This is a genomic window from Nocardia blacklockiae (assembly GCF_015477355.1).
Taxonomy (GTDB): Bacteria; Actinomycetota; Actinomycetes; order Mycobacteriales; family Mycobacteriaceae; genus Nocardia; species Nocardia blacklockiae.
Window position 1 is genome coordinate 121235 of the sequence record NZ_JADLRJ010000010.1, and the last position, 24883, is coordinate 146117.

Here is a 24883-nt window from a genome sequence, read left to right on the forward strand (position 1 = left end):
CGCGACGATGGTGGTTCGCGCCAGATGCGCTGGCGGGCAATCGATCAGCAGCCTACCGCCGGACGGCGGGCGCGCCGCGGGAACCGGCCGGTGCGTACCCGGATCGGCGGTACGAGACCATTGCGGTATGACAGACATGCCTTCCATGTTCGAGATCGACGACGACGGCCGGTATCTCCCGCAGAAGTGGGCGTACGGTCGCTGGGGGGCGAACATGCTCAACGGCCCGGCCGTCTGCGCCGCGGCGGCGCGCTCGCTCGAACGCGCGCACGGCCGTGCCGATTTCATCCCCGCCCGGTTCACCATCGACCTGTTCAAGGCCGCCGCCGGGGAACCGCTCGAGGTGCACACCGAGGTGGTGCGCGCCGGGCGGCGCATCCACATCTCCGCGGCCCGGGTCTGCCAGGGCGAGGTCGAGGTCGCGCAGGCGCGTCTGGTGCAACTGCGCGCCACCGACGCCCCGCCCGGCGCCGAATGGCATTCCGAGCACCCGTTCGACCCGCCCGCGGACCCGGGCCTGGACTGGTGGTACCGCAGCGCGCACGACTGGTCGACCGCGCTCGCCGACCACCAGAACGCCGGCCGCAAGAGCCTGTGGGCCGTGCCGCTGGGCGCGGTCGAGGGGGAGGAGCGCAGCCCGTTCGTGCAGGCGGTCGTCGCCGCGGAATCGACCAGCCTGGTGACCAATTGGGGCTCGCAGGGCATCGGCTACATCAACGCCGACCTGACCGTCGCCCTCGACCGGGTGCCCGTCGGCGACCGCATCGGCCTGCACGCCGAGAGCCACCTCACCGCCAACGGCATCTCGGTCGGCACCGCGACCCTGTTCGATTCGCGCGGCCCGATCGGCACCGGCATGGTCACCGCGCTCGGCAACGCGGCGGCGCGGATCGACTTCTCCGGATCCTGACCTCACAAGGGGGTAGCAGCGGCCTGTGATGGTGCGGCCCTGGTTAGCATCGGTGTACACCATCGAGGACACCCCGAGGACTTGCGTTGACTAACGACCATCTCGACCGCTGGAACGCTCACGAGGCTTCGGCGGAGGCGATGATTCCGATCATCGGAAAGCTGTACCGCGAGAAGGGGGTGACGATCCTGCTGCACAGCCGGTCGCTGGTGAACAAGTCGGTGATCAGCATCCTGCGCACGCATCGCTTCGCCCGGCAGATCGAGGGCGAGGAACTCTCCATCGAGGAGACCCTGCCGTTCCTCGAGGCGCTGCGCGAGCTGGACCTGGGCCCGTGCAAGATCGACCTGGGCCGGCTGGTCGCCGCCTACCGCGCCGAGGGGCACGGCCGCTCGGTGCCCGAATTCGCGGCCGCGGTGCTGGCCGAGGTCACCGACGGCAACAAGGCCGAGCCGCAGGGCCCGCGCGATGTCGTACTGTACGGTTTCGGCCGGATCGGCCGGCTGGTCGCGCGCCTGCTCATCGAGAAGGCCGGCTCCGGCAACGGGCTGAACCTGCGGGCCGTGGTGGTGCGCAAGGGCGGCCCGGAGGATCTGGCCAAGCGCGCCTCGCTGCTGCGGCGGGACTCGGTGCACGGGCAGTTCAACGGCACCATCAAGGTCGACGCCGACAACGACACGATCATCGCCAACGGCAACGTCATCCGGTTCATCTACAGCGACGACCCGACCACGGTGGACTACACCGCCTTCGGGATCGACGAGGCGATCCTGATCGACAACACCGGCAAATGGCGCGACCGCGAAGGCCTGTCGAAGCACCTGCGGCCGGGCATCGCGAAGGTCGTGCTGACCGCGCCCGGCAAGGGCGACGTGCCGAACATCGTGCACGGCGTCAACCACCGCGGGCTGGACCTGTCCGAGCGGATCGTCTCGTGCGCGTCGTGCACCACCAACGCGATCGTGCCGCCGCTGCGGGCGATGGACGACGAATTCGGCATCGTCCGCGGCCACGTGGAGACGGTGCACTCGTTCACCAACGACCAGAACCTGCTGGACAACTACCACAAGGCCGACCGCCGCGGCCGTTCCGCGCCGTTCAACCTGGTGCTCACCGAGACCGGCGCCCGTTCCGCGGTGGCGAAGGCGATGCCGGACTTCAAGGCCAAGCTGACCGGCAGCTCGATTCGCGTTCCCACACCGGACGTCTCGGTCGCGATCCTGAATCTGCAACTGGAGCGCGAGACCACCCGCGAGGAGGTGCTCGAGTACCTGCGCCGGGTGTCGCTGGCCGGGCCGCTGAGCCGCAATCTCGACTACACCGCGGCGACCGACGTGGTGTCCAGCGACTTCATCGGCTCGCGCGCGGCCTCGATCGTCGACGCCAACGCCACGATCGTCGACGGCGACACCGCCATCCTCTACCTCTGGTACGACAACGAATTCGGCTACTCGTCGCAGGTGGTGCGGACGGTGCAGTACATCTCGGGCATCGAGTACCCGACCTATCCGCGCGAGGGCGCGGCCGAACCCACCGGGGGCGTGCCGGTTCCGGCCGACGCGCACTGAGATACGGCGAAAACCATTGCGGGCGTAAGGGCTTGGCGGCGTGCTACGGCGTCGCCATTCCGTCCGACGATCGCGCCCGGGCGAGTTCGGTGATCGCACTGGTCGCGTGCCGGTCGAAGCGATCCCGGCCGATGTCCAGGGCGCCCTCCAGCCAGGGCCGGTAGAGGAAGGCCATCGCGCCGAAGATGGCGTGGGCGTTGAGCCGAATGTCGGTCTCGTCGGCCGGATTCCGTTGTAGTTCGGTGCCGGCCAGGCTCATCGCGATGGGCGCGGTGAACTCGACGATCAGCGCGTTGCCGCGTTCGCCGAGCGCCCGGGTCGCCTGCGACTCCACGAACATGATGCGGCCGCGCCGCGGGTCCTCGTCCATGTAGTCGGTGAAGCGGGCCACCACGTAGGCGAAGATGCCGTCCGGGTCCGGGGGCGCGGCGGCCAGCGCGCCGAGCAGCCGGTCGCGCGCGCCCAGCACTACCTCGTCCAGCACGGCCACCTGCAGGGCGTCCAGATTCGTGAAGCTCTCGTAGAAGTACCGCTCGGTCAGCCCCGCCTCCCGGCACACCGCCCGCATCGACATGCCGGCCGCTCCGACGGTGCCCATCAGGTGCAGTCCCGCGTCGAGGAGTTGCCGGCGGCGGGTGGCCGTGCGGTCGGCGGGCTCGCGGCCCCGCCAGCGCCGCGACTCGCCCCGGGGGTCCTCGGTGGCGGTTGACATGTCGGCATCCTCTCACAGCGGCGGGCCGGATTGATGTTGACATCATGCGCTGTTGACAGCATGTGATGTCATCCTTAACCTTGACGGAATACCCGCCCCGGTCGGGACATATTCGCAGCTCCACCCGCATATTCGACAAGTGCGAGCGTTTCGAGGAGAACGCCATGAGGTTCGGTCAGGCAGCGCAGTCGCTGGTGTTGAACATCCTTCGCCCCGGCGGGCTGCTGTCCGCGGTGCAGATTCAGCGACAGGCGCATCTCACGGGCTGGAGCACGCGCACCGCGCTGTCGCGCCTGCAGGCCCGCGGCCTGATCGTCGCCATCCCGCACCGGGGCTGCTGGCAGATCAGCGACCGCGGCCGCGAAGTGGCGGCCACGGCCCGGAGCGTGAGGTGAGGTCGTGAGCTCGCTACGCCCGTTGATGTTCGGCTATCTGCGCGACGATTTGGTCGACGATCCCGCCCGCTGGGAGAGCCGCATCGCCGAGGAGGCGGCGGCCGCGGGCTTCGAACTCGGCGAGGTCTTCCACGAACAGAAATTGGATACCGGCCTGCTGCCCCCGCAGTTCCTGGCGCTGATGGACGCGCTGCGCCGCGCCGACGCGCACGTCGTGGCCATCCCGACCGGGCACCTCAGCGGTCACGCGGTGCCGGAGATGTGCCTGGTGGACCGGCTCGAGCACGGCGCGGGCACGCGGATCCACGAGGTGCGGGCGCACTCGCTGGCCGGCTGAGGCCTCACTCGGCGGCGGTCTGCGCGCGGGTCTCCGCACGACCCGACATGTGCACGAGCAGCAGCCCGACCGCGGCGAGCAGGAAGTTCTGCAGCGCCGCCGACGACGCGTTCACCTGCTTGTTGGCCCACATCCGGAACCACTCGCCGCCGATGGTGAGGAACCCGCCGGCGAACAGCAGCACCGCCATGGTCCAGCCGAGACTCGACAGCTTCGCGGCCACCGCGGTGCGCGCGGCATCGCGCCCGAGCAGCGCCCACCAGCCCGTCACCGCGGCGGCCAGCAGCACGAACGCGATCAGGTACTCCCAGATCACGATCAGGATGTAGGCGACGAGCAGCACCGTGCCGTTGGTGATCGCCCGCCAGTCGGTGCCGGAGTGGTGGATGGTGGCCTGCATCGACAGCACCGCCGCCACGCCGCGCCGGTTGGTGTCGGTGTCGATGCAGTTGGTGACCGCGACGATCAGGTAGTACAGCCCCGTGATCGTGGCGAGCACGGCGACCGCCGCCTCCCTGCTGCCGGCCGCGTCGAGAAACCGTTTACCACCGAAAGCCATATCCGCCACCCAGTTTCGATCGGCACCGCTCGAGAGACGGCAGAATGGTACTTCGCGGCGAGGGCTCGCGCCATCGGGCCGCGCGCCGAGGTTTCACCGGCGGCGGCGCGGCTATCACGCAGCCGTGTCACCTGATATCGACGCGGGTGGCCACCGCGATCGCGCGACCGTCGTGGTCGGCGTGCTGGCCGACCCGGACCTGCCCGCGCAACTGGCGCAGCGTCTCGCCCGCACCCTGCCGGGTGTGCTGACCGACCGTGTCGACGACGGGGTCCGGTGGCGGGTCGAGGTGGTCGCCGACCCGTTCGAGGCGATGTACCCCGACTACGACAAGCTGATGGACAAGGCGCACGAGCGGGTCCGCACCACCGAGTGGGACCTGGCGCTGTGCGTGACCGATCTGCCGCTGCGCGGCCCGGACGGCATCGTGGTCGCCACCGTCGACGCCGCCTCCCGGGTCGCGCTGATCTCGCTGCCCGCGCTGGGCGGACTGCGGTTGCGCCGCCGCCTCACCGACTTGGCCGCGGCCTTGGCCGCGCGGATCGAACCCGCCGGCCGGCCCGCGGCCGACCTCGTCGACGACCTCTCGCGGTATGTGGGGTCCCGGGTACGCGTCGAGCAGGCGCGCAGCGACACCGAGGCGCACGTGCTGCGGTCCCGCCGGACCGGGACGGTGCGGCTGCTGGCCGGGATGGTGCGTGCGAATCGGCCGTGGCAGTTGCTGATCGGGCTGTCCACCGCGCTGGCCGGCGCCCTCGCGGGCACCGCGTTCGGCGTGCTGTACTCCACCATCTGGCAGCTGGCGACGGCCCTGGGACCGGCCCGGCTGGCGGGCAGCACGCTCGCCGCGCTGGCCACCCTGACGGTGTGGATCATCGCCGGCCACGGCCTGTGGGAGCGGCGCGAAACCATGGGCGCCGCAACGGATCCGGATCGTCCGCTGCGCAACGCGGGCACGGTGGTCACGGTGCTGGCGGGCGCGGCGGCGTTCTTCCTCGCCCTGTACGCGCTCGCGCTGGCGGCCGTCGCGCTCGTCATCCCGCCCGACTATCTGGCCCGCACCCTGAGCCGGCCGGTGACCGCCGCCGACTACGCGACGATCGCGCTGACCGCGACGATTCTCGGCACGATGGCCGGCGCCGTGGGCTCCGGCCTGGAGGACGACGCCACGGTGCGCAAGGCCGCCTACAGCCGGCGCAGCCGCGAGCGCCGGGCGCGCGTCGAGCAACGCCGCGGCGGCGGCGAATGATCGGCAACGCCGTGGGTATCCGCCCCGCATGACACGACAGGTGTTCGCTCCCGGGGACGACACCCGCATCGCGCGGCCCTGGGGCCCGCGCACCCCGTACGGCCGGGGCCAGGACTGGCCCGAACGCGTCGACATGTGCTTGCAGGACGGCGTGACCGAAGCGGACGTGCAACGGTGGGTCCCCTCGGCGTCGGTGCTGCACTCCAACGGCGACGCCTTCGACATCGCGGTGCGCGACGGGCGCATCGTCGGGGTGCGCGGGCGCGCCCGCGACCGGGTGAACCACGGCCGCCTCGACGTCAAGGACCTGTACGCCTGGCAAGCCGAGGCGTCCGCGGACCGCCTCACCACGCCGCAGATGCGCGCGGGGGACCGGCTGGTGCCCTGCGACTGGGACACCGCGATGGACCACATCGCCGCCCGCGCCCGGGCCCTGCTCGACGACCGCGGCCCGGCCGCGCTCGGCTTCTACACCAGCGGCCAGCTGTTCCTCGAGGAGTACTACACGCTGTCCGTCGTCGCGCGCGGCGGCATCGGCACCAACCATGTCGACGGCAACACCCGGCTGTGCACGGCCACCGCGGCCGAGAGCCTCAAGCAGTCCTTCGGCTGCGACGGGCAGCCCGGCTCCTACACCGATTTCGACCACGCCGAGGTGATCGCGCTCTACGGCCACAACGTGGCCGAGACCCAGAGCGTGCTGTGGTCGCGCATCCTCGACCGGCTCGCGGGGCCGCAGCCGCCCGCGCTGGTGGTCGTCGATCCGCGCCGCACCGCGGTCGCCGAGCGGGCCACGGTGCACCTGGCGCCGCTGCCGGGCACGAACATGGCGCTGATGAACGCGCTGCTGCGGGAACTGATCGGCAACGAGTGGATCGACCGGAACTACCTCGACGCCCACACGATCGGATTCGACGACCTGGCGCGCGAGGTCGCCGACTGGACGCCGGAACGCGCGGCGGCCGTGTGCGAACTCGACGCCGCGGACATCCGGCGGGCGGCGCGCCTGCTGGGCACGGCCGAGCGGGTGGTCTCCACCGTGCTCCAGGGCTTCTACCAGGCCCACCAGGCGACCGCGAGTGCGGTGCAGGTCAACAACATTCACCTGGTGCGCGGCATGCTCGGCCGGCCGGGCTGCGGCGTGTTCCAGATGAACGGGCAACCGACCGCGCAGAACACCCGCGAGTGCGGCGCCGACGGCGATATCGCCGGATTCCGCAACTGGGCCAACCCCGAGCACGTCGCCGACCTGGCGCGGCGGTGGAACGTGGACTCCGCCAAGCTGTCTCACGACGCGCCGCCGACCCACGTCATGAAGATGCTGGAACTCGCCGAACAGGGTTCGCTGGGCATGCTGTGGGTGTCGGCCACCAATCCCACGGTGTCGCTGCCGGATCTGGCGCGGGTCCGGCGAATCCTGTCCCGGGACAACCTGTTCCTAGTCGTGCAGGACATATTCCCCACGGAGACAACCGCTCTGGCCGACGTGGTGCTGCCCGCCGCCGCATGGGGCGAGAAGACCGGCACGTTCACCAACGCCGACCGCACCGTGCACCTGTCCGAACTGGCCGTCACGCCGCCGGGACAGGCCCGATCCGACCTGGAGATCTTCCTCGATTTCGCGCGGCGGATGAACCTGCGCAACCGCTACGGCGGCCTGCTCCCGTCGTGGTCCACACCGGAGGAGGCGTTCCGGGAATGGCAGCGGTGCAGCGCCGGAAGACCTTGTGACTACAGCGGTCTGAGCTACGCCCGGCTGCGGGAGGGCGGCGTGCAGTGGCCCAGCACGCCGGACCGGCCGGGCGGCACCGAACGCCTCTACGCCGACGGCCGGTTCTTCGCCGATCCCGACACCTGCGAGAACTACGGCAAGGACCTGGTCACCGGCGACCCGGTCGACGCCGACACCTACCGCGCCCGCAATCCCGAGGGCAAGGCGATGATCAAGCCGGCCCCCTACCTGCCCTCCCCGGAACCGCCCGACGCCGACTATCCGATGGCGCTGATCACCGGGCGCACCATCTACCACTTCCACACCCGCACCAAGACCGGCCGCACACCGGCGTTGCAGGCGGCCGCCCCCGAGGTGTGGGCGGAGATCTCGCCCGCCGACGCCCGCGCCGCGGGCATCGCCGACGCGGACCTGATCGAGATCACCACCCCGCGCGCGAGTATCCGTGCCCGCGCGCGGTTTTCGGATATTCGTCCCGGCGTCGTCTTCGTGCCCTTCCACTACGGGTACTGGGACGCCGGCGACCGCGGCCACGACCGCGCGGCCAACGAGCTGACCCGCACCGACTGGGATCCCGCGTCCAAGCAGCCGCTGTTCAAGTCCGCCGCGGCGCGTATCCGCCCGGCGCCCTGACGCGGCGTACCGGTTCGGCATCGAGGCAGCGGGTACGCGCAGGAAGACGACGACACGCATGATCACGAAGCGAAGGAGGCCGAGATGACGTCGAACGACACCGGCGGGAACGGGCTGACGGCAGTCGCCCTGGTGTGCACCCTCAAGCCCTCGCCGACCGAGTCCAGCAGCAACCTCATCGCCGACCAGGTGCTGGCCGAACTGGAGAAACACGGCGTGTCCGGATCCACCCTGCGGGTCACCGACTTCGACGTGCGGCCCGGCATCACCGCCGACGAGGGCGACGGCGACGAGTGGCCGCAGATCCGGGCGCGGGTCGCCGCGGCGGACATCGTCCTGATCGCCACGCCCACCTGGGTCGGGCACATGTCCTCGGTCGCGCAGCGCGTGCTCGAGCGCCTCGACGCCGAACTGTCCGAGACCGACGACGCCGGCCGGCCGGCCATGTACGACAAGGTCGGCATCGCGGCGATCGTCGGCAACGAGGACGGCGCGCACAAGATCGCGGCCGACCTGTTCCAGGCGCTCGACGACATCGGCTTCACCATCCCCGCCCAGGGCTCCACGTACTGGAACGACCAGGCCATGGGCAGCACCGACTACAAGGATCTGGACAGCACCCCGGACGCGGTCGCGAGCACTACCGCCACCCTGGCCCGCAACGCCGCGCACCTGGCCCGCCTGCTGCGCGCCGACGGATACCGCTGACCCGAGGGCTCCGAGGAGAGAACGATGGACGAGAGTCGGCTGGCCGAGAAGATCGCCGCGGCGGCGCGGGAGGCGGGCACGACGGTGGCGGTGGCCGAATCGCTGACCGCGGGCCGCCTGTCGGCCGCGCTGGGCGCCGCGCCGGGCGCGGGGGACTGGTACCGCGGCGGCGTCGTCGCCTATTCGACGCTGGTCAAACGCCGGGTGCTGGGCATGCCGGACTGCTCGCCCGTATGCGAGAAGGCCGCGTCGGCGCTGGCCCGCGGCGCGCGGGAGCTGCTGGTGGCGGACGTGGCGGTGGCGGTCACCGGGGTCGGCGGCCCGGATCGGCAGGACGGCGAACCGGTCGGCTCGGTGTGGTTCGCGGTCGCCACCGCGGCGGGCGCGCGGTCGGTGCACCGGGACTTCGACGGTGACGCACCGCAGATCGTCGACGCCACTGTCGATTACGCGCTGCGACTGCTGCTCGACGCGGTCGGCGGGGACTGACGCCCCCCTTGCGAACGAAGCCCGTTTCGCCCGATTCCGCTACTGCCGCAGCCTGATTCGCCGAACGGCGACCATTCTGTTTGGTAAGATCACCCGCGCCGGCGTCGGCCGGAACGGGTGATCACTTCTCTACGTCGCCCGGCGAAGGACACCACAGCCCCTGCGGCGAAGGGAGTTCGGCGGCATATGACAGCTGATTTCGCCGAACGTCTGAACAAGCTCTTCGAGATGGTGCATCCGCCGGGGCGCAAACCGCACACCAACGCCGAGGTGTCCGACGCGCTCACCGCCGCCGGGCACTCGATCTCCAAACCCTATCTGTCCCAACTGCGTTCGGGCCGCCGCACCAATCCTTCCGCCGACACCGTCGCCGCGCTGGCGCGTTTCTTCAAGGTCGACCCCGCCTATTTCACCGACGACGTCTACGCCGCCAAGATCGACCACGACCTCGAACTGCTGGCCCAGTTGCGCGGCTACGGGCTGCGCCGGCTGTCGAACCGCGCCTTCGACCTGTCCGAGGAGTCGCTGAACCTGCTCACCTCCATGGCCGACAAGCTGCGCGCCAGCGAGGGCCTGCCCGTCACGGAGCACGAGTGAGCCGCCGGACCGCGGGACCGAAATCCCCGCGAAATCCGGAACGCGGCCTGAGCTGGGCGGATAAACAGCGAATGTTTGCTGAGTAGTGACTATTGGCCGAGTGTCCGGTATGTTCCGGGGCATGGCGGATGCTAGCCAGTTGCTCACCTACCAGGTGACGATCTCCCGGCCCGACAACTACGGCGACTCGTGGTGGCAGGTCGGCAATGCCGGCACGCCCGCACAAGCCGCCGCCGCGTTGTCGGAGCTGGCTGCCCGCTGCGCGCTCGAACTGCCCGCGCCGGCCGGTCAGTGCTGGTTCGCGTGCGACGTCCGCTGTGCCGACGACGCTCAGGTCGAGTATTTCATCGGTGCGATTCGCGCGGCTCAGCTGTGCGATCAGCTGCGCGCGACGGCGGCCCGGATCCTCGATGTGACCTCGGCGGGTCCGCGGGGTGCCGGTGAGGTCGAGTATCCGGTGCCGCCGCGCCGCGGAACGCGCTAGTCGGGCGTTCAGTTCTCGCGTTCCGGGTGCCCGCCCGGGGGTCCCACGCGCGTGTGCACGGTGAGCAGCAGATGGTCGAAGTCCGCGCGGACCGCCGGCGGCGCCGGGAGGACGGTGTCGAGTTCGGCGATCAGCTGGGCGCACAGGTCGCGCAGCTTCACGTTGGTCTCCTGCGAGCGCCAGCGCAACACGTCGAACGCCTGGTGCGCGTTGATCCGGTAGACGCGCATCAGTACGCCCTTGGCCTGTTCGATGACGGCCCGGGACTCGTAGAGCCCCGGCAGCGTCTCGTCGAGGACCTCCTGGCGCTGCGCGGCGAAGGTCTCGGTGAGATCCAGGTAGTACCCGGCCGTGCCGACCACGACGCCCTCGTCGTCGATGATGCGGTCGGCGAGGACCACGGCCTGGTGCTCGCGGCCCGCGGTGTCCAGGAAGCGGTGCCGGCTGGAGAACGAGGCGCCGGAGCGCACCGCCTTGGTCAGGATCTCCTCGACGTGCGCGCGGTCCTCGGGATGTTTGTGGGCGAGCAGCAGTTCGGTGGTCGGCACGATCTCGCCGGGGCGGTACCCGTGCATGGCGAATATCTCGTCGGACCACTCCCAGCGCTGGTCGGCGAACCAGAAGCGAAAGCTCCCCACGGTCCGCCTCGGCGAAGGATAGGTGTCCGAATCGTCGCCCGCCGACTCGTCGACGATTCTCCCGGTCTGCTCCGTCACGGGCAAAGTATTACCGGACCGCACCGGAAAATCCATCTCCACCAGCACTTTCGGGTCGGGACTGCCAGCATGTGAGGCTACCCGGTGCCGAAGACCCAGGTGGAAAGGGGTCGTTTCACCTCGGTGACGCTACGCCCGCCTTCCGGCTGCGAGGCGCGCGACGCCTTACCGGTCAGGTGCTCGAGTGCGGCGCGGTGCGGCACGTGCTCCACGACGCGCTCGCGCAGTCGGTCGGTTCCGCAGACGCCGCGGCATCGCCCGGCGGCCGGTGGCCGCATCGGGGCGCCAATCACGCCCGGATAACTGTGCCCGGCGGTAGCGAATAAACGGTTTTTCGTGGAAATCGCGACGTCTCCGGCGTGCCGTCATTCTCAAGGTTGCGTTGTGAATGTTGCATGAGTAAAAGTGCTGTATCCGGGTCGGGAAATTCAGCGATAGGGGCACTCTGTGATCGCGACAGGCAAGGCTGAGATGAAAGCCCTCGCCCGTGGGGTCGAGCGAGGGTCCGTCGCGCTGTCCCTGCTGGTCTGTGTGTTGCTGACGGGTGGAATAGCCGCGATAACGCAATCGTGGATTACATCTGCAATTGCATTTGTGCTGATATTTCTGGGATTGGCGGTGACGTTCCGGATCCTGCGTCCCTGGCGATAGCGGCCGCCCGCCGCGGCCGGCAACGACCGAGCATTCCGCACGCGTTACGGGGTGGTGCGCAGCGGCTGCGCGGTATCGGAGCCCGGTTCCCGTTCCGGCTCGGGCGCCGCGGTCTCGTCCGGCTTCCCGCGGACCTGCCGGTGCAGCCAGCGCTTGATCTGCTCGGCGCGGGTGGCGCGGGCGGGCCAGAACTCCTGCACGGTGGCATTGAATTCCGCGCCGAGGATCACCGCGAAACCGAGGAAGAAGGTGAACAGCAGGAAGGCGATCGGGGTCGCGAGCGCGCCGTAGCTGATCCCGGTGCGGGTCACCCACGCCAGGTAGCGGCGCAGCGCGTCGCTGGCGGCCATGAAGAACACGCCCGCCACCAGCGCGCCGCCGAACAACCGGTGGAACGGCAGCGAACGGTGCAGCGCGAGTTTGTACAGCGTGGTCAGCCCGAGGATGAGCAGCAGACCGGTGCCCGGGTAGTAGAAGCTGTCCAGCAACCGCAACCCGGGTTCGCGCCAGCCGTCGGGCAGCACCCGGCCGATCAGGGTGGGGCCCAGCGCCACCAGCGGCAGCACGAACACCGCGGCCACCAGGAACAGCACGTACAGCAGCAGCGCGAAGATCCGCTGCCAGACCGGGTGCCGGGCGTCCTGCTGGTCGTGCGCGGCCACGATGGAATCGACGAAGGTCGCCATCGCCGACGAGCCGGCCCACAGCGACAGCACGAAGCCGACCGACACCACCGCGCCGCGCCCGCGGCCGAGCACGTCGGCGACGGTCGGGGCGATGAGATCGTCGACCACGGTGGCGCTGAACAGGTTACGGCTGAAGCTGATGATCTTGCCCTCGACGATCAGCACGGTGTCGGGCCCGAACCAGCCGCCCACGTAGCCCAGACTGCCGAGCAGCCCCAGCAGCAGCGGGGCCAGCGACAGCGTCTGCCAGAACGCGGCGGCGGCCGACTTGGCGAAGATCGAATCGTCCCACGCCTTGTCCGCCACCCGCACGATCAGCCGCCAGGTCCGGACCAGCGCCCGCGCGGCGCGCCGACGAACGCCCGCGCCCGGACCGGGTGCGGCGCGGTCGTCCGGAGGGGGTGCGTGCGCGTCCATCGTGCCTACAGCATCACCTACCGCCGGGCCGAATAGGCAAACAGTCGGAAAACGTGTCGCTCGGTATGGGTGCGGTGGTGGGCAAGGTCACAGCGGTCGGCCGGATCGCCGTCGAGGAGCCGGGACCCGGTGCCCGACCGCCTGCCGCGACACGCCCGGAACGCGGGCCGGGCCGGGTTTTCGCCGACGTCGCGGGAGGCGGCGGTGGCCACTGAAAATCGCGCCGTCCGGATGGCGCGGGGCGGCGGGACGGACCGCGACGCGGCCTCACGCGATTGGCTTGCTGTCGGTGCGGGTCGCTAATCTCTCTGGAGTGACTTCGGGTGGTGCTGGTTCGTTACGTGCATGGCAGCGCAGGGCTCTCACCAAATACCTGACGACGAAGCCACGCGACTTCCTCGCGGTCGCGACGCCGGGCGCCGGTAAGACCACGTTCGCCCTGCGGCTGGCTTCCGAGCTTTTGGCCGACCGCACCGTCGACCAGGTGACGGTGGTCGCCCCCACCGAGCACCTCAAGCATCAGTGGTCGGCCGCCGCGGCGCGCGCCGGGATCGCGCTGGACTCGAACTTCTCCAACTCCACCGGCGGCACCTCGGGCGACTATCACGGCGTGGTGGTGACCTACGCGCAGGTGGCCTCGCATCCCTTCAAGCACCGCGTGCGCACCGAGAACCGCCGCACCCTGGTGATCCTCGACGAGATCCACCACGCCGGCGACGCCAAGAGCTGGGGCGACGCGGCCGCCGAGGCGTTCGGGGACGCCACCCGCCGGCTGGCGCTCACCGGTACCCCGTTCCGCAGCGACGACTCGCAGATCCCGTTCGTCAACTACGAGCCCGACGAATCGGGTTTCCCGCGTTCGCGCGCCGACTACGCCTACGGCTACTCCGAGGCGCTCGCCGACGGCGTCGTGCGGCCGGTGGTGTTCCTCGCCTACTCCGGCGACGCGCACTGGCGCGACAGCGCGGGCGAGGAGTACTCCGCGCGCCTGGGTGAGCCGTTGAGCGCCGAGCAGACCGCGCGCGCCTGGCGCACCGCGCTGGATCCGGCGGGCGACTGGATGTCGAAGGTGCTCGGCGCCGCCGACACCCGGCTGCGCCAGCTGCGCGCCACCGGCATGCCCGACGCGGGCGGCCTGGTGATCGCCACCGACCAGGAGCGCGCCCGCGACTACGCCGAACTGCTGGAACACATTTCGGGGACGCGCCCGGCGGTGGTGCTGTCCGACGACCCCACCTCCTCCGACCGGATCGGCGAGTTCGCGGCGAGCACCGAGCCGTGGATGGTGGCGGTGCGCATGGTGTCCGAGGGCGTGGACGTGCCGCGCCTGGCGGTCGGCGTGTACGCCACCAGCGCCTCCACCCCGCTGTATTTCGCGCAGGCGATCGGGCGGTTCGTGCGCGCCCGCCGCCCCGGGGAGACCGCGAGCGTCTTCCTGCCCTCGGTGCCGGTGCTGCTGGACCTGGCGGCGCAGCTGGAGATCCAGCGCGACCACGTGATCGGCAAGCCGCACCGCGAGAAGAACGGCCTCGAGGACGAGATGCTGCTCGAGGCCAACAAGCAGAAGGACGAGGCGGGCGAGGAGGAACGCAAGTTCGTCGCGCTGGCGGCCGACGCCGAGCTGGACCAGGTGATCTACGACGGCGACTCGTTCGGCACCGCCACCTTCGCCGGCAGTGACGAGGAGGCCGACTACCTCGGCATCCCCGGCCTGCTGGACGCCGAGCAGATGCGCGCGCTGCTGCGCGACCGGCAGACCCGCCAGGTCGAGGAGCGCAGCGCGGCGGCCGCCGGCGCCGAGTCGGGCCCCAGCGTCGCCGCCGCGGCCGAGCGCGTCGCCACCGCGGACCGCCTCGGCGAACTCCGCCGCGAACTCAACAGCCTGGTCGCCATGCACCACCACCGCACCGGCAAACCGCACGGCGTCATCCACGGCGAACTCCGCCGCGAATGCGGCGGCCCCCCAACAGCTCTCGCCACCGCGGACCAACTCTCCGAACGCATCGCCGCCCTCCGCCGCATGTAACCCGGCACCCGGCGGTCAGACATCCCGGCCGCTTTCGGCCGGGATCCATGCCTGCTCGCGTGGATTCCGGCCAGAAGCACGCCGGAATGACGGGGAACCTTGGGCGGGCCTGCTCAGCTTGCGGGGACCGCGTCCGGCCAGGCGGCCAAGGCGCGGTCGATAGCGCGCTGGAGCTGGTCCAAGTCTGCGCCGTCGCGGGCCTGGACCGACAGGCCGAACAGGACGGTGGCGTAGAAGTCGGCCAGTTCGGCGGTGTCGGTGGCGGCGGGGAGGTCGCCGTCGGCGATGCCGCGGTCGAGGCGGCGGCGGATGTCTCGCACTGTGTCCCTGCGCTTTTCGGTGAGGAAGTCGCGCACGGCGGTGTTGCGGGTGGTGTAGGTGGACCCGGCCAGCACCACCATGCACCCGCGCGGCGTGGTGCCCTCGACGTAGGCGCGGGCATTGTCGCGCAGCATGGCCTCGACGGCGGCGCGGGCGGTGGGCTGCGTGCGCAACGCCCGCGCGGTGTACCCGCCCTCGGTGCTGCCGTAGAGCCCGACCGCATCCCGGAACAGCTGCTCCTTGCTGCCGAACGCGGCGTAGAGGCTGGGGGAGTTGATGCCCATGGCACCGGTGAGATCGCTCATCGAGGCGCCTTCGTACCCGTGCTCCCAGAACACCTCCATCGCGCGCCGCAGCGCCTGCTCGCGGTCGAAGCCGCGGGGTCGGCCACGTTCCGCCACGGCAGCTCCTTTCTGTGTCGATCGTTAAATATACCCCTTGACGCCGCGCCGCGGGATCTGCTTGGCTCATTTATGTACTGATCGACACAGAATTGAGGAGCAGCATGAACGACCTGACCGGCACCGTGGCACTCGTGACCGGAGGCAGCCGGGGCATCGGCGCCGCGATCGCGCGGCGGCTGGCCGAGGCGGGCGCCGACGTCGCGCTGACCTACCGCGCGGGAGCGGACAACGCGGCGAAGGTGGTGGCCGAGATCGAGGCGCTGGGCCGGCGCGGGCTGGCCGTGCGGGCCGACAGCGCCGACGCGGGCGAGACCGTCGCGGCCGTGCACCGCGCCGCCGCGGAACTCGGCCGGCTCGACATCCTCGTCAACAACGCCGGCATCTTCCCGGCCAAGCCCTTCGAGGAGTTCACCCTCGACGAGATCGACCGCGCGCTGCACATCCACGCCCGGGCGGCGTTCGTGGCGGCCCAGGCCGCCGTGTCGCACATGGGGGAGGGCGGCCGGATCGTGAGCATCGGGTCGAATCTGTCCGAGCGCGCGCTGTTCGGCGGTCTGGCGCTCTACAACCTGAGCAAGTCCGCGCTCAACGGATTCACCAAAGCCCTTGCGCGCGAACTCGGTCCGCGCGGCATCACGGTGAATCTGGTGCAGCCGGGGTCCACCGACACCGACATGAACCCGGCCGGCGGCGACCATGCCGGTCAGCAGTTGCAGTTCAATCCGCTGGGCCGGTTCGCCGGGCCCGACGACGTCGCCGCCATGGTGGCCTTCCTGGCGAGTCCAGCGGGCCGGGCGGTCAACGGCGCGGTCGTGACCGTCGACAGCGGCACCAACGCCTGAGTGCGGCCGCCGCGGGCGAGGCGTCCGGCCACTGCGGCGAGCCGTCGTCAGCCCGCGAAATACCGTCCCGGCGAGACACCGACCGCGCGCCGGAACGCGGCGACATAGGCGCTGGCCGAGGCGTAGCCGACGCGCTCGGCCAGCCGCGCCAGCGGCAGCCCGCTCGCCAGCAGCGGCAGCGAGGCCGCGAGCCGGACCTGAGTTCGCCACTGCCCGAAGGTGATTCCGGTCTCGGCGAGGAACAGCCGGGCCAGCGTGCGCGGGCTCGCGGCGGCGGCCGGGGCGAACTGCGCGAGGGTGCGGGGGTCGGCCGGGTCGCGCAGCAGCGCGTCGGCGACGACGCGGGCCCGCGGGTCGGCGGGCAGCGGCGCGCCCACCGGGGTCACCTCGACCGGTTCGAGCAGATCGAACACCACGGCCTCGGCGCGCCGCCGCCGCTCCTCCTGGAGCCGGTCCGTGCTCGGCAGCAAAGCCGCTGTGGCGCGGGGATTTTCGTGGTCTCCGGTGAGGTAGTCGAACAGGTCGTGCAGCAGGCGGTCGACGCGCAGCAGGGTGGGTGCGGCGAAACGCACCGGGCAGCGGTCCGGTTCGAGGAAGATGCCGCGCATCGCCGCGCCCTCGGAGGTGCCGGTGCGGTGCGGGGTCCCGCCGGGAATCCACAGGGCCCGGGTCGGCGGCAGCACCCACTGGCCGCCGCCGGTCTCGACGGTCAGCACTCCTCGTGCGGCCCAGGCGATCTGGTGCTGCGGGTGCCGGTGCGGGTCGAACCAGTGCCCGGCCGGGAGCGCTCCCACGCCGAACACCATCGCGGTGGGACCGGCGGGCGCGGCGAATTCGGGCAGGTGTCCGTTCTGCGACACAATCTGGCAGCGTAGCGTCTCGTGGTCAGCGGCGGGGACTCCTACCGTCACGGGCATGGGAATGAATCTGCTGCATCGCCTGCTCTGCCGTTCCGCCGCCTGGGAGCGCACCAGCGCCACCCGCATCGTGCCGTGGGCGCTGTCCGGGGTGGAATTGGGCGACTCCGCCCTGGAGATCGGGCCCGGCTACGGCGCGAACGTCGAAGCCTTGCGGCGGCGGACGCCGGCGCTCACCGGGCTGGAGATAGACCCGGCGCTCGCGGAACGCCTGCGCGCCCGCAAGTCCGGGCGCCTGACCGTCCTCGACGGCGACGGCACCGCGATGCCGCTGCCCGACCGCGAGTTCAGCTCGGTCGTGTGCTTCACCATGCTGCACCACGTGCCGTCGCCGCCCCGCCAGGACGCCTTGTTCGCCGAGGCGTTCCGGGTGCTCCGCCCGGGCGGCGTCTTCGCGGGCAGCGACGGCCTCGACAGCTTCGGCTTCCGCCTCATCCACCTCGGCGACACCTGCGTCCCCGTCCCGCCCGACACCGTCACCGACCGCCTCGCCCGCATCGGCTTCACCGACATTGAAGTGGAAACCGGCACAACAAGTTTCCGCTTCCGAGCCCGCCGCCCATCCTGAGCCCGGTGCGCCCGGTGGGCTAACGGGTGTTCGTCAGCGGTATCGGATTGCCGGTCGGGCTGAAAAATGTTGCGGGGTCGAGGGTGTCGAGTGGGGTCCAGCGTGGGGGTGGGGTGTCGGGATCGGTCGAGGTGGGGGAGGACTCGCGGTAGCCCTGGAGATCCAGTGCCAGCCAAGGGTTCTCGTCTATGCGGAGGGCGAGGGCGTAGCAGGTGGCGAGCAGGTGCAGGCAGCGGGGATTGCGGGCCGAGCAGGAGCAGTCGGAGTTGAGAATGCGCGGCGCGACGGGGATGCCGGCGGCGCGCAGGTCCGCGTGTACCGTGTCGGCGAGTTCGCCCGCGTCCGGGGGCAGGTGCGCGGCGATCGCCGTGCGCACGGCGGCGGGCAGGGGCGCGAGTTCGAGGTGGGTCACCGAGGCCTGCGCGCCGCGGTGGATGGCCGCGCGCACCGTGCGACCCTCGATCTCCAGCCGCACGCTGTCGTTGCGGGCGATCCTGCGGGCGCGGGGGAGCAGTGGTTCGGGCCGGGTGACGGTCAGCGGCTCGGCCAGCCGCACCCAGTCCCGGCCCCACGCGGTGTAGCCGAAATCGCTGTCGGGCAACTCAATTCCCTCGCTTCCGGCGCAGGATCTCCAGCAGGTGCTCGTCGTCGAGGCGGGCCAGCGCGGCGACGCCGGTCGCGGTGCCGCCCGGTCCGGCGTCGGTGAGGTCGGCCAGCGCGGACTTGCGGCCGTGCATGCCCGCGATGTGCTCCTCGACGGTGGTCCCGGTGGTCAGCGTGGTGACGGTGACCGGCCGGGTCTGCCCGATCCGGTGCGCCCGGTCGGAGGCCTGCGCCTCCACCGCCGGATTCCACCACCGGTCGTAGTGCACGACGTCGGCCGCGCGGGTCAGCGTCAACCCCGTCCCGGCCGCGCGCAGGCTCAGCACCAGCACCGGCGGCCCGTCCGGAGCTTGGAAACGGCGCACGATCTCCGCGCGGGCGTCGGCGCCGAGGCCGCCGTGGAAGAACGGCGCGGTCACCCCGAACCGTTCGGCGCAGTGCCGGACCAGCAGTTCCCCGGTGCGGCGGTACTGGGTGAAAACCAGTGTGGGGGAACCGGTGTCGAGATTGTTGGCGAGCAGGTCCGCGCAGACGTCGAACTTGCCGGAGCGCCCGGCCAACTCGTCCAGTTCGCCGGTCACCAGCCCGGGGTGGTTGCACACCTGCTTCAACGCCGTCAATGCCGCGAGGACCCGGGTCTGCCGCTGCGCGCCGCTGCCGAAGCCCTCGGCCGCCGCCTCCTCCAGCAGCCGGTCGTACAACCGCTGCTGCTCGTCGGTGAGATCGCACACCAGATCGCAGTGGATCTTCGGCGGCAGCGCGGCGGCCACCTGAACTTTCTTGCGCGCCAGCACGATCGGCTCGAGGGTGTCGCGCAGCCGGACCGCGGCCGTTGCGGAGCCCTCGTGGATGGGCCGCACGAACCGCCGCCGGAACTGCGCCTTGTGCGTGAAGGCCCGCGGCACCACCAGATTGAGCAGCGCCCACAGTTCGTCGAGGTGGTTCTCCACCGGCGTGCCGGTCAGGGCGACCCGCGCGCCTGCGGGCACGGCGCGCGCGGCTCGCGACACCTGGGTACGTGGATTCTTCACCACCTGCGCCTCGTCGAAGATCACTGTCTCCCAGTGCTTTTCGGCGAGGGCTCGGCCGTGTACCCGCAGCGTGGGATACCCGGTCACCACGATCGTGTCGGCCTCGAGGGCACCGAGTTCGCCGCCGCGCCACACGACGGGCCGCAGGCTCGGCGCGAACCGCTCGATCTCCAGGGCCCAGTTGCCGACCAGCGACGTCGGGCACACCACCAGTTGCGGACCCGAGTCGGCCCGGCCGAGCAGGTAACCGATCGCCTGCACGGTCTTGCCGAGGCCCATCTCGTCGGCGAGCACCGCGCCGCCGTGGACCTCGGTGGTCTCGCGCAGCCACGCGATCCCGCGCGCCTGGTACGGCCGCAGTTCGGCTTTCAGCGTCGTCCGCAGCGTCGCACCGACGGCCCGCGTGTCGAGGCAGGCCCGCACCGCACGCTCGGCCGACACGACGGCGGTCCTCGCGGCATTGGGCACCGCGTGTCCGGCGGGTGGCAGGTCGACCGTCTCCTGCTCGCCGCCGAGCACGGCGCGCCAGGCGGTGACCGATTCGCTCGGCTCGGCGATCGGCAGCGCCGCGAAGCGTTCCGGCTCGGCGAGGACGCAGTCGACCGCGGTCACGGTCAGGCTCGTGCCGTCCGGCGTGGGCACGGCGAGGGGAATGGATTCGGCGTCGGCGTCGATCTCGGGGGCCGAACCGTGCCGAGTCCACAGCGCGAACATGTGTCGGTCCGGAAGATAGGTGGCATGCGTGGTGGGCAGGGGGACCCTCCTGATCTGCGTACTCTGTACGAGGTATTGTAACTTCGTACAGAGTACCGATATTCCGCGAGGAGCGTCGTGACCGACGATTCGGCCGCCCACCAGGCGAAACAGCTGATGAGCCTGCTGTGGCGACAGGCCCTGCCGCCGCGGCCGGGAGCACGCGGGCCCAAGCAGGCCGTGAGTGTCGACGAGGTGGTCCGGGCCGGGATCGAGATCGCCGACCGCGACGGCTACGACAAGGTGTCCATCCGCGCGGTCGCCGCCGAACTCGGCCTGGGCCCGATGAGCCTGTACACCTACGTGCCCAGCAAGGAAGCCCTGATCATCCTGATGGTCGACGCGGTCGCCACCGAGGACGCGCCGATCGAGGCGAGCCTGCCGCTGCGCGCCCGCATGGCCGCGATCGCCGAACGCGTGCGCGCCGAGCTGATCGCGCACCCCTGGCTGCTGGAGGTGCCGCCGTGGCGTCTGGTGCTGGGCCCGGGCCGGCTGCGCCGCTACGAGCGCCAGCTGGCCGCCCTCGACGGCGCCGGGCTGTCCGACCTGGAGATGGACCGCGTGATCGCGGTGCTCTCGGAATTCGCCACCGGCAACGCCCGCATGGCGGTGGCCGCGCGCCGCAGCGCCCGCGAGATGAGCGACGCCCGGTGGTGGGAAGTGCACGGCCCCTTGCTGACCCAGGTCATGCCCGCGGCCGAGTTCCCGCTGTCGGCGCGGGTGGGAGCGGCCGTGGGCGAGCTGTATCAGGCGCCCGGGGACCCGGAGGGCGCGTTCGAATACGGCCTGGACCGCCTGATCACCGGCATCGAGGCCGGGTCGGCACACTGAGCCCGCGCACGCGAAACGGGCGGCCGCGTGGCCGCCCGTTTCCGAGTGTTCTGTTGAAGGGTTCAGTTGTCGATCGGACTGAAGGAGCTGATTACAGCGCCGGTGCCGACTCTGTGTCGATCACGGCTTCGAGTTCACGGAGACGGTCCATGTGCTCATTGGCGTGATGTTGGCAGAAGAGCAACTCGCCACCACCGGGAAGGATCGCGCGAACTCGCGCGGCCGCCCCGCAGCGGTCGCAACGATCGACCGCGGTCAGTGGGGTGCTAGTCAGTGTTCCTGGCATGACTCCTCCGTCCTGGCTCCCGGCGCAGAAGACCGTTCACCTGGTGTGGGGCCCGCGGTCCCTTCCGCGAGCTCGCTACCGCTACTTCCCAGCAGGGGCTATGACTACTTTGTCAGACGTTCGGGACGGGGGCTTTGTTCCCGGAGATGTTCCTTTGTGTTTTCCCTAACACGACCAGGCGTTTCGCTGAAAGCGAACACCGGGCGGCGCGGGCGGAGCATAGGTACCCACTTCCGTGAACAGGCCGATCCAGTTGTCTATCCGGAGACTACCCCGGGGCACCGACAATCACACTCCACTCATGGCAAACTTCGAGGCCACCGGGGGTTTTCGAGGGCGTGCCGCGGGCCTGGTCAGCGGCTATGGTCGAGCGATGGACGTCGAAGATGCCCGAAATGCCAAGGCAGGCACCCTGGTTCACCTGTGCGGCCGGGCCGAGTGGGAGGCCGACCGGGCGACGGGGGAGCGCCGTCCGCCCTCGCTGGCGGAGGTCGGGTTCGTGCACCTGTCGACGCCGCGGCAAGTGCATCTGCCCGCCCAACGGCTGTTCGCCGGGCGGCAGGATCTGGTGTTGCTGTGGCTCGATCCCGGCCGCCTCGACGCGCCGGTGCGCTGGGAGCCCGGCGTGCCCTCCGATCCGGCCTCGATGGTCTTCCCGCACCTGTACGGTCCGCTGCCGCTGACCGCCGTGGTCGCGGTCACGGACTACCGGCCGGGCCCGGACGGCGTCTTCGCACCGCCGGAGGCGCCCGCCTGACCGTTCGCGACCGAGCGTCCATTTAGGCTGGGACCGTGAACGTCGACGTGACAGCCCTGCCCGGCATCGGGGTACGCAAGGATTTCGAGGTGCGATCGGGCCGCCGGGTCGGCGTCGTCGCACACCGGGACGGCGGTCTCGATCTCATCGTCTCCAAACCGGACGACCCCGACGCCTGCGCCGCGCAGGTGCCGCTCACCACCGACGAGGCCGCGGCGCTGGCCAACCTGCTCGGCGCGCCGCAGCTGGTGGAGAAGCTCAACGCCGACCATCGCGACATGCCGGGGATCATCACGCGGCAGCTGCCGATCGCGGAGCGGTCGCCGTATCAGGGCCGGATGCTGGGGGAGACGCGGATGCGCACCCGCACCAAGGCCTCGATCGTCGCGGCGATGCGGGCCGGGCAGGTGCACCCGTCGCCGGGGCCGGATTTCGTGCTCTCCGCCGGTGACGTGCTGGTCGTCGTCGGCACGCCGGACGGTCTGGACGCGGCCCTGGCGATCCTGACCGACGGGTGAGCCGGTGGGCTCCACCGCGCTCGCGCTGACCCAGCTCGGTTCGATCCTGTTCGTGCTCGGCGTGCTCGGGCGGGTGGCCGGCCGCTTCGGGATGTCGCCGATCCCGCTGTATCTGCTGGGCGGCTTGGCGTTCGGCGACGGTGGGGTGATCCGGCTGGAGTCGGCCGCCGAGTTCGGTCACATCGCCGGTGAGATCGGCGTGGTGCTGCTGCTGTTGCTGCTCGGCCTCGAGTACACCGCCGCGGAACTGGTGACCGGGCTGCGGCGGTCCTGGCTCGCGGGCCTGTTCGACATCGTGGCCAACGCGACGCCCGGCGTGGTGGTGGCGCTGCTGCTGGGCTGGGGCGTGGTCGGGGCCGTCACGATGGGCGGGGTCACCTACATCTCCTCCTCGGGGATCGCGGCCAAGGTGCTCAACGACCTCGGGCGGCTCGGCAACCGGGAGACGCCGGTCGTGCTGTCGATCCTGGTCTTCGAGGATCTGACGATGGCGGTGTATCTGCCACTGCTCACCACGCTGCTGGCGGGTGTGGGTTATCTGGCGGGGTTGCGGTCGCTGGCGATCGCGCTGCTGGCGATCACCTGCGTGCTGGTGGTGGCGCTGCGCTACGGGCGGTACGTGTCGGCGATCGTGGACTCCGAGGACAAGGAAGTCTTCCTGCTCAAGCTGTTCGGCGCGGCGCTGCTGGTGGCCGGGCTGGCATCGGCGCTGAACGTGTCGGCGGCGGTGGGCGCGTTCCTGCTGGGCATCGCCATCTCCGGATCGACCGCGCAGAACGCGGCCAAACTGCTGGAGCCGCTGCGCGATCTGTTCGCGGCGATCTTCTTCGTGGCGTTCGGGCTCAACACCGACCCGCGCGCCATCCCGCCGGTGCTGGGCTGGGCGGTGCTGCTGGCCGTGGTGACCGTGCTGACCAAGGTGGCCACCGGCTGGCTGGCCTCGGCCCGGCTGGGCGTCCGGCGGATGGGCCGGGCGCGCGCCGGTGCCGCGCTGGTCGCGCGCGGTGAATTCTCCATCGTCATCGCGGGACTCGCGGTGACCGTGGGCGCGGTGGACGGCGAACTCGCCGCGCTGGCCTCGGCCTACGTCTTCCTGATGGCGGTGCTGGGGCCGGTGGCCGCCCGGGTGGTCGAGCCCGCGGTGCGATGGGCACAGCGCGCATTCCGGACCGCGCCCGCGTCCGGTTGATCCCGCCTGCTCCGCCGGGTTCCCTGAACTCGGCCCGGGCTCGTGCCCGGACGCCGTTGCGGAGGTATCAGGCCGAATCGGCTGGGCCGGCGGGGGATTCGTGTCGGCGGCCGGCTCGTTTCTCCAGTCGTCGTGAGAGCAGGAGTGCTCCCGCGCCCACCAGGAGACCGATGAGGACCGCGGTCAGGTGGCCGTAGTCGGTGAAAGTCCGTCCGCGCCAGGCCAGTAGCGCGAACCAGCCCACCAGGCCCGCCGCCCACACCGGCCGCGCCACGCCGGGCAGGTGGTAGGCGAGGGCCGCCAGGACGGCGCAGAACCCGTAGGACGCACCGACATCCGAGGTCACCGCCACCTTGAGCGGGATCATCCGGTGGTCGACGGCGTAGGCGATGCCGGTGACCGTGATCAGGGTCGCGCCGACGTGCCCGGCGGCGAACACCAGCACCCAGCGCACCGTGCCCAGCCAGCGCTCGGCGAAGGCCATCACCGTGAGGAAACCCAGCACGATCGTCCACGGGAAGCCGCCCTCGGTCCAGAACGCCGAGGCCACCAGCACCTGCACCGGGTCGTGGCGCATGTTGTGCAGATTGGTCGACGCGGACAGGATCAGGCGGTGCCCGGCGATGTCGCTGATGCCGCGCAGCGTCCACCAGGTGACGAACAGCGTGAACGCGTAGGCGCAACTCGCCGGTGCGCCGCCGAGGAAGCGGTGCACCGCCCGCGCGGCGCGGTACACCCGCTCGGGACCGTGCCACCACTGCCGCACGGCCCGCACGACGGCCTCGGCATCCAGGGGCCGGATCCACGGGGAGCGGTAGTGGTTCAGGACGGTGGCGGCCACGTGATCAAGTGTCCCCGGTGCCCGCGCGCCCCGCCCGGCGACGCGCCACGAAGTGGCGACGCACACGCCGACGACTCGCCCGGCCGATCGGGAGACGCCGGGGACATCGCCCGGCAACAATTGCCAACCGAACGGCAACATCCTCCGGCCAGA

General features: G+C 71.0%; 27 protein-coding genes. 17 read left to right on the forward strand and 10 right to left on the reverse strand.

Translation table 11 applies throughout. The features are described from left to right. Positions 1–127: 127 nt before the first annotated feature. Positions 128–910 carry an acyl-CoA thioesterase domain-containing protein gene (locus tag IU476_RS26730; protein WP_195104565.1) on the forward strand — a complete coding sequence of 261 codons (783 nt, stop codon included), beginning with the start codon at positions 128–130 and terminating at the stop codon, positions 908–910. Positions 911–996: 86 nt separating this feature from the next. After that, a complete protein-coding gene (locus tag IU476_RS26735; protein ID WP_195104567.1) occupies positions 997–2478 on the forward strand; it encodes a glyceraldehyde-3-phosphate dehydrogenase in 1482 nt (493 codons plus the stop codon). A gap of 43 nt (positions 2479–2521) precedes the next feature. Here the strand turns inward: IU476_RS26735 and IU476_RS26740 are convergent, their stop codons facing one another. Then, positions 2522–3190 (reverse strand): TetR/AcrR family transcriptional regulator, encoded by a 669-nt coding sequence (locus tag IU476_RS26740; RefSeq protein WP_195104568.1) that lies wholly within the window; start codon positions 3188–3190, stop codon positions 2522–2524. 164 nt (positions 3191–3354) lie between these two features. Between IU476_RS26740 and IU476_RS26745 the strand changes: the two genes are divergently transcribed. Together IU476_RS26745 and IU476_RS26750 are read left to right on the forward strand one after the other, a co-directional pair. After that, complete coding sequence (locus tag IU476_RS26745; protein ID WP_195104570.1) at positions 3355–3585, forward strand: type IV toxin-antitoxin system AbiEi family antitoxin domain-containing protein; 231 nt, start codon at positions 3355–3357, stop codon at positions 3583–3585. A 4-nt stretch (positions 3586–3589) separates the two neighbouring features. Next, complete coding sequence (locus IU476_RS26750) at positions 3590–3922, forward strand: hypothetical protein (RefSeq protein ID WP_195104572.1); 333 nt, start codon at positions 3590–3592, stop codon at positions 3920–3922. Between the two features lie 4 nt (positions 3923–3926). On the opposite strand, the gene IU476_RS26755 is transcribed toward IU476_RS26750, so the two are convergent. Beyond that, positions 3927–4481, reverse strand: a complete 555-nt coding sequence (locus tag IU476_RS26755) for a DUF2165 domain-containing protein (protein WP_195104574.1) — start codon at positions 4479–4481, stop codon at positions 3927–3929. Positions 4482–4605: 124 nt separating this feature from the next. Between IU476_RS26755 and IU476_RS26760 the strand changes: the two genes are divergently transcribed. The 6 genes from IU476_RS26760 (at position 4606) to IU476_RS26785 (ending at position 10373) form a co-directional block, all read left to right on the forward strand. After that, positions 4606–5730, forward strand: a complete 1125-nt coding sequence (locus IU476_RS26760; RefSeq protein ID WP_195104576.1) for a hypothetical protein — start codon at positions 4606–4608, stop codon at positions 5728–5730. A gap of 28 nt (positions 5731–5758) precedes the next feature. After that, positions 5759–8095, forward strand: coding sequence for a molybdopterin oxidoreductase family protein (locus tag IU476_RS26765; RefSeq protein WP_195104578.1), 2337 nt, complete (start codon positions 5759–5761; stop codon positions 8093–8095). An 84-nt stretch (positions 8096–8179) separates the two neighbouring features. Beyond that, positions 8180–8803, forward strand: coding sequence for a flavodoxin family protein (locus tag IU476_RS26770; protein ID WP_195104580.1), 624 nt, complete (start codon positions 8180–8182; stop codon positions 8801–8803). A 24-nt stretch (positions 8804–8827) separates the two neighbouring features. Next, entirely contained in the window at positions 8828–9292 is a 465-nt protein-coding gene (locus IU476_RS26775; protein WP_195104582.1) for a CinA family protein, read from the forward strand. 186 nt (positions 9293–9478) lie between these two features. After that, positions 9479–9889, forward strand: coding sequence for a helix-turn-helix domain-containing protein (locus IU476_RS26780; protein ID WP_195104584.1), 411 nt, complete (start codon positions 9479–9481; stop codon positions 9887–9889). 121 nt (positions 9890–10010) lie between these two features. Next, entirely contained in the window at positions 10011–10373 is a 363-nt protein-coding gene (locus tag IU476_RS26785) for a hypothetical protein (RefSeq protein WP_195104586.1), read from the forward strand. A gap of 8 nt (positions 10374–10381) precedes the next feature. Here the strand turns inward: IU476_RS26785 and IU476_RS26790 are convergent, their stop codons facing one another. Beyond that, positions 10382–11089 carry an ANTAR domain-containing protein gene (locus IU476_RS26790; RefSeq protein WP_438944075.1) on the reverse strand — a complete coding sequence of 236 codons (708 nt, stop codon included), beginning with the start codon at positions 11087–11089 and terminating at the stop codon, positions 10382–10384. Positions 11090–11784: 695 nt separating this feature from the next. Further along, positions 11785–12843, reverse strand: coding sequence for a YihY/virulence factor BrkB family protein (locus IU476_RS26795; protein WP_195104590.1), 1059 nt, complete (start codon positions 12841–12843; stop codon positions 11785–11787). Positions 12844–13156: 313 nt separating this feature from the next. On the opposite strand from IU476_RS26795, the gene IU476_RS26800 reads away from it, so the two are divergent. Further along, positions 13157–14869, forward strand: coding sequence for a DEAD/DEAH box helicase (locus IU476_RS26800; RefSeq protein ID WP_324194335.1), 1713 nt, complete (start codon positions 13157–13159; stop codon positions 14867–14869). Between the two features lie 113 nt (positions 14870–14982). Here IU476_RS26800 and IU476_RS26805 read toward each other — a convergent pair whose 3' ends face one another. Beyond that, positions 14983–15591, reverse strand: a complete 609-nt coding sequence (locus tag IU476_RS26805) for a TetR/AcrR family transcriptional regulator (RefSeq protein WP_195104595.1) — start codon at positions 15589–15591, stop codon at positions 14983–14985. 104 nt (positions 15592–15695) lie between these two features. On the opposite strand from IU476_RS26805, the gene IU476_RS26810 reads away from it, so the two are divergent. Continuing rightward, on the forward strand, positions 15696–16436 hold the full coding sequence (locus IU476_RS26810; RefSeq protein ID WP_195104596.1) for an SDR family NAD(P)-dependent oxidoreductase: 741 nt from the start codon (positions 15696–15698) through the stop codon (positions 16434–16436). 47 nt (positions 16437–16483) lie between these two features. Here IU476_RS26810 and IU476_RS26815 read toward each other — a convergent pair whose 3' ends face one another. Beyond that, positions 16484–17296 carry a helix-turn-helix domain-containing protein gene (locus tag IU476_RS26815; RefSeq protein ID WP_324194336.1) on the reverse strand — a complete coding sequence of 271 codons (813 nt, stop codon included), beginning with the start codon at positions 17294–17296 and terminating at the stop codon, positions 16484–16486. Positions 17297–17351: 55 nt separating this feature from the next. On the opposite strand from IU476_RS26815, the gene IU476_RS26820 reads away from it, so the two are divergent. Further along, entirely contained in the window at positions 17352–17921 is a 570-nt protein-coding gene (locus tag IU476_RS26820) for a class I SAM-dependent methyltransferase (protein WP_195104598.1), read from the forward strand. Between the two features lie 19 nt (positions 17922–17940). On the opposite strand, the gene IU476_RS26825 is transcribed toward IU476_RS26820, so the two are convergent. Together IU476_RS26825 and IU476_RS26830 are read right to left on the reverse strand one after the other, a co-directional pair. Continuing rightward, positions 17941–18522, reverse strand: coding sequence for an SWIM zinc finger family protein (locus IU476_RS26825; protein ID WP_195104601.1), 582 nt, complete (start codon positions 18520–18522; stop codon positions 17941–17943). A 1-nt stretch (position 18523) separates the two neighbouring features. Further along, positions 18524–20269, reverse strand: a complete 1746-nt coding sequence (locus IU476_RS26830) for a DEAD/DEAH box helicase (RefSeq protein ID WP_195104605.1) — start codon at positions 20267–20269, stop codon at positions 18524–18526. 156 nt (positions 20270–20425) lie between these two features. On the opposite strand from IU476_RS26830, the gene IU476_RS26835 reads away from it, so the two are divergent. After that, positions 20426–21139, forward strand: coding sequence for a TetR/AcrR family transcriptional regulator (locus IU476_RS26835; protein WP_195104808.1), 714 nt, complete (start codon positions 20426–20428; stop codon positions 21137–21139). A 91-nt stretch (positions 21140–21230) separates the two neighbouring features. Here the strand turns inward: IU476_RS26835 and IU476_RS36340 are convergent, their stop codons facing one another. Continuing rightward, positions 21231–21425: a DUF7455 domain-containing protein gene (locus IU476_RS36340; protein WP_024805954.1), complete on the reverse strand. Its 195-nt coding sequence runs from the start codon at positions 21423–21425 to the stop codon at positions 21231–21233. 373 nt (positions 21426–21798) lie between these two features. Between IU476_RS36340 and IU476_RS26840 the strand changes: the two genes are divergently transcribed. The 3 genes from IU476_RS26840 to IU476_RS26850 are packed head-to-tail and all read left to right on the forward strand — an operon-like array spanning position 21799 to position 23889. Next, complete coding sequence (locus IU476_RS26840; RefSeq protein WP_195104607.1) at positions 21799–22182, forward strand: DUF952 domain-containing protein; 384 nt, start codon at positions 21799–21801, stop codon at positions 22180–22182. 35 nt (positions 22183–22217) lie between these two features. Then, on the forward strand, positions 22218–22700 hold the full coding sequence (locus tag IU476_RS26845) for a cation:proton antiporter regulatory subunit (RefSeq protein ID WP_195104609.1): 483 nt from the start codon (positions 22218–22220) through the stop codon (positions 22698–22700). Between the two features lie 4 nt (positions 22701–22704). Next, positions 22705–23889, forward strand: coding sequence for a cation:proton antiporter (locus IU476_RS26850; RefSeq protein ID WP_195104612.1), 1185 nt, complete (start codon positions 22705–22707; stop codon positions 23887–23889). A 67-nt stretch (positions 23890–23956) separates the two neighbouring features. On the opposite strand, the gene IU476_RS26855 is transcribed toward IU476_RS26850, so the two are convergent. Then, the gene (locus IU476_RS26855) at positions 23957–24730 is read right to left on the reverse strand and encodes a rhomboid-like protein (RefSeq protein WP_195104614.1); all 774 of its coding nucleotides are present in this window, start codon (positions 24728–24730) and stop codon (positions 23957–23959) included. Positions 24731–24883 lie beyond the last annotated feature (153 nt).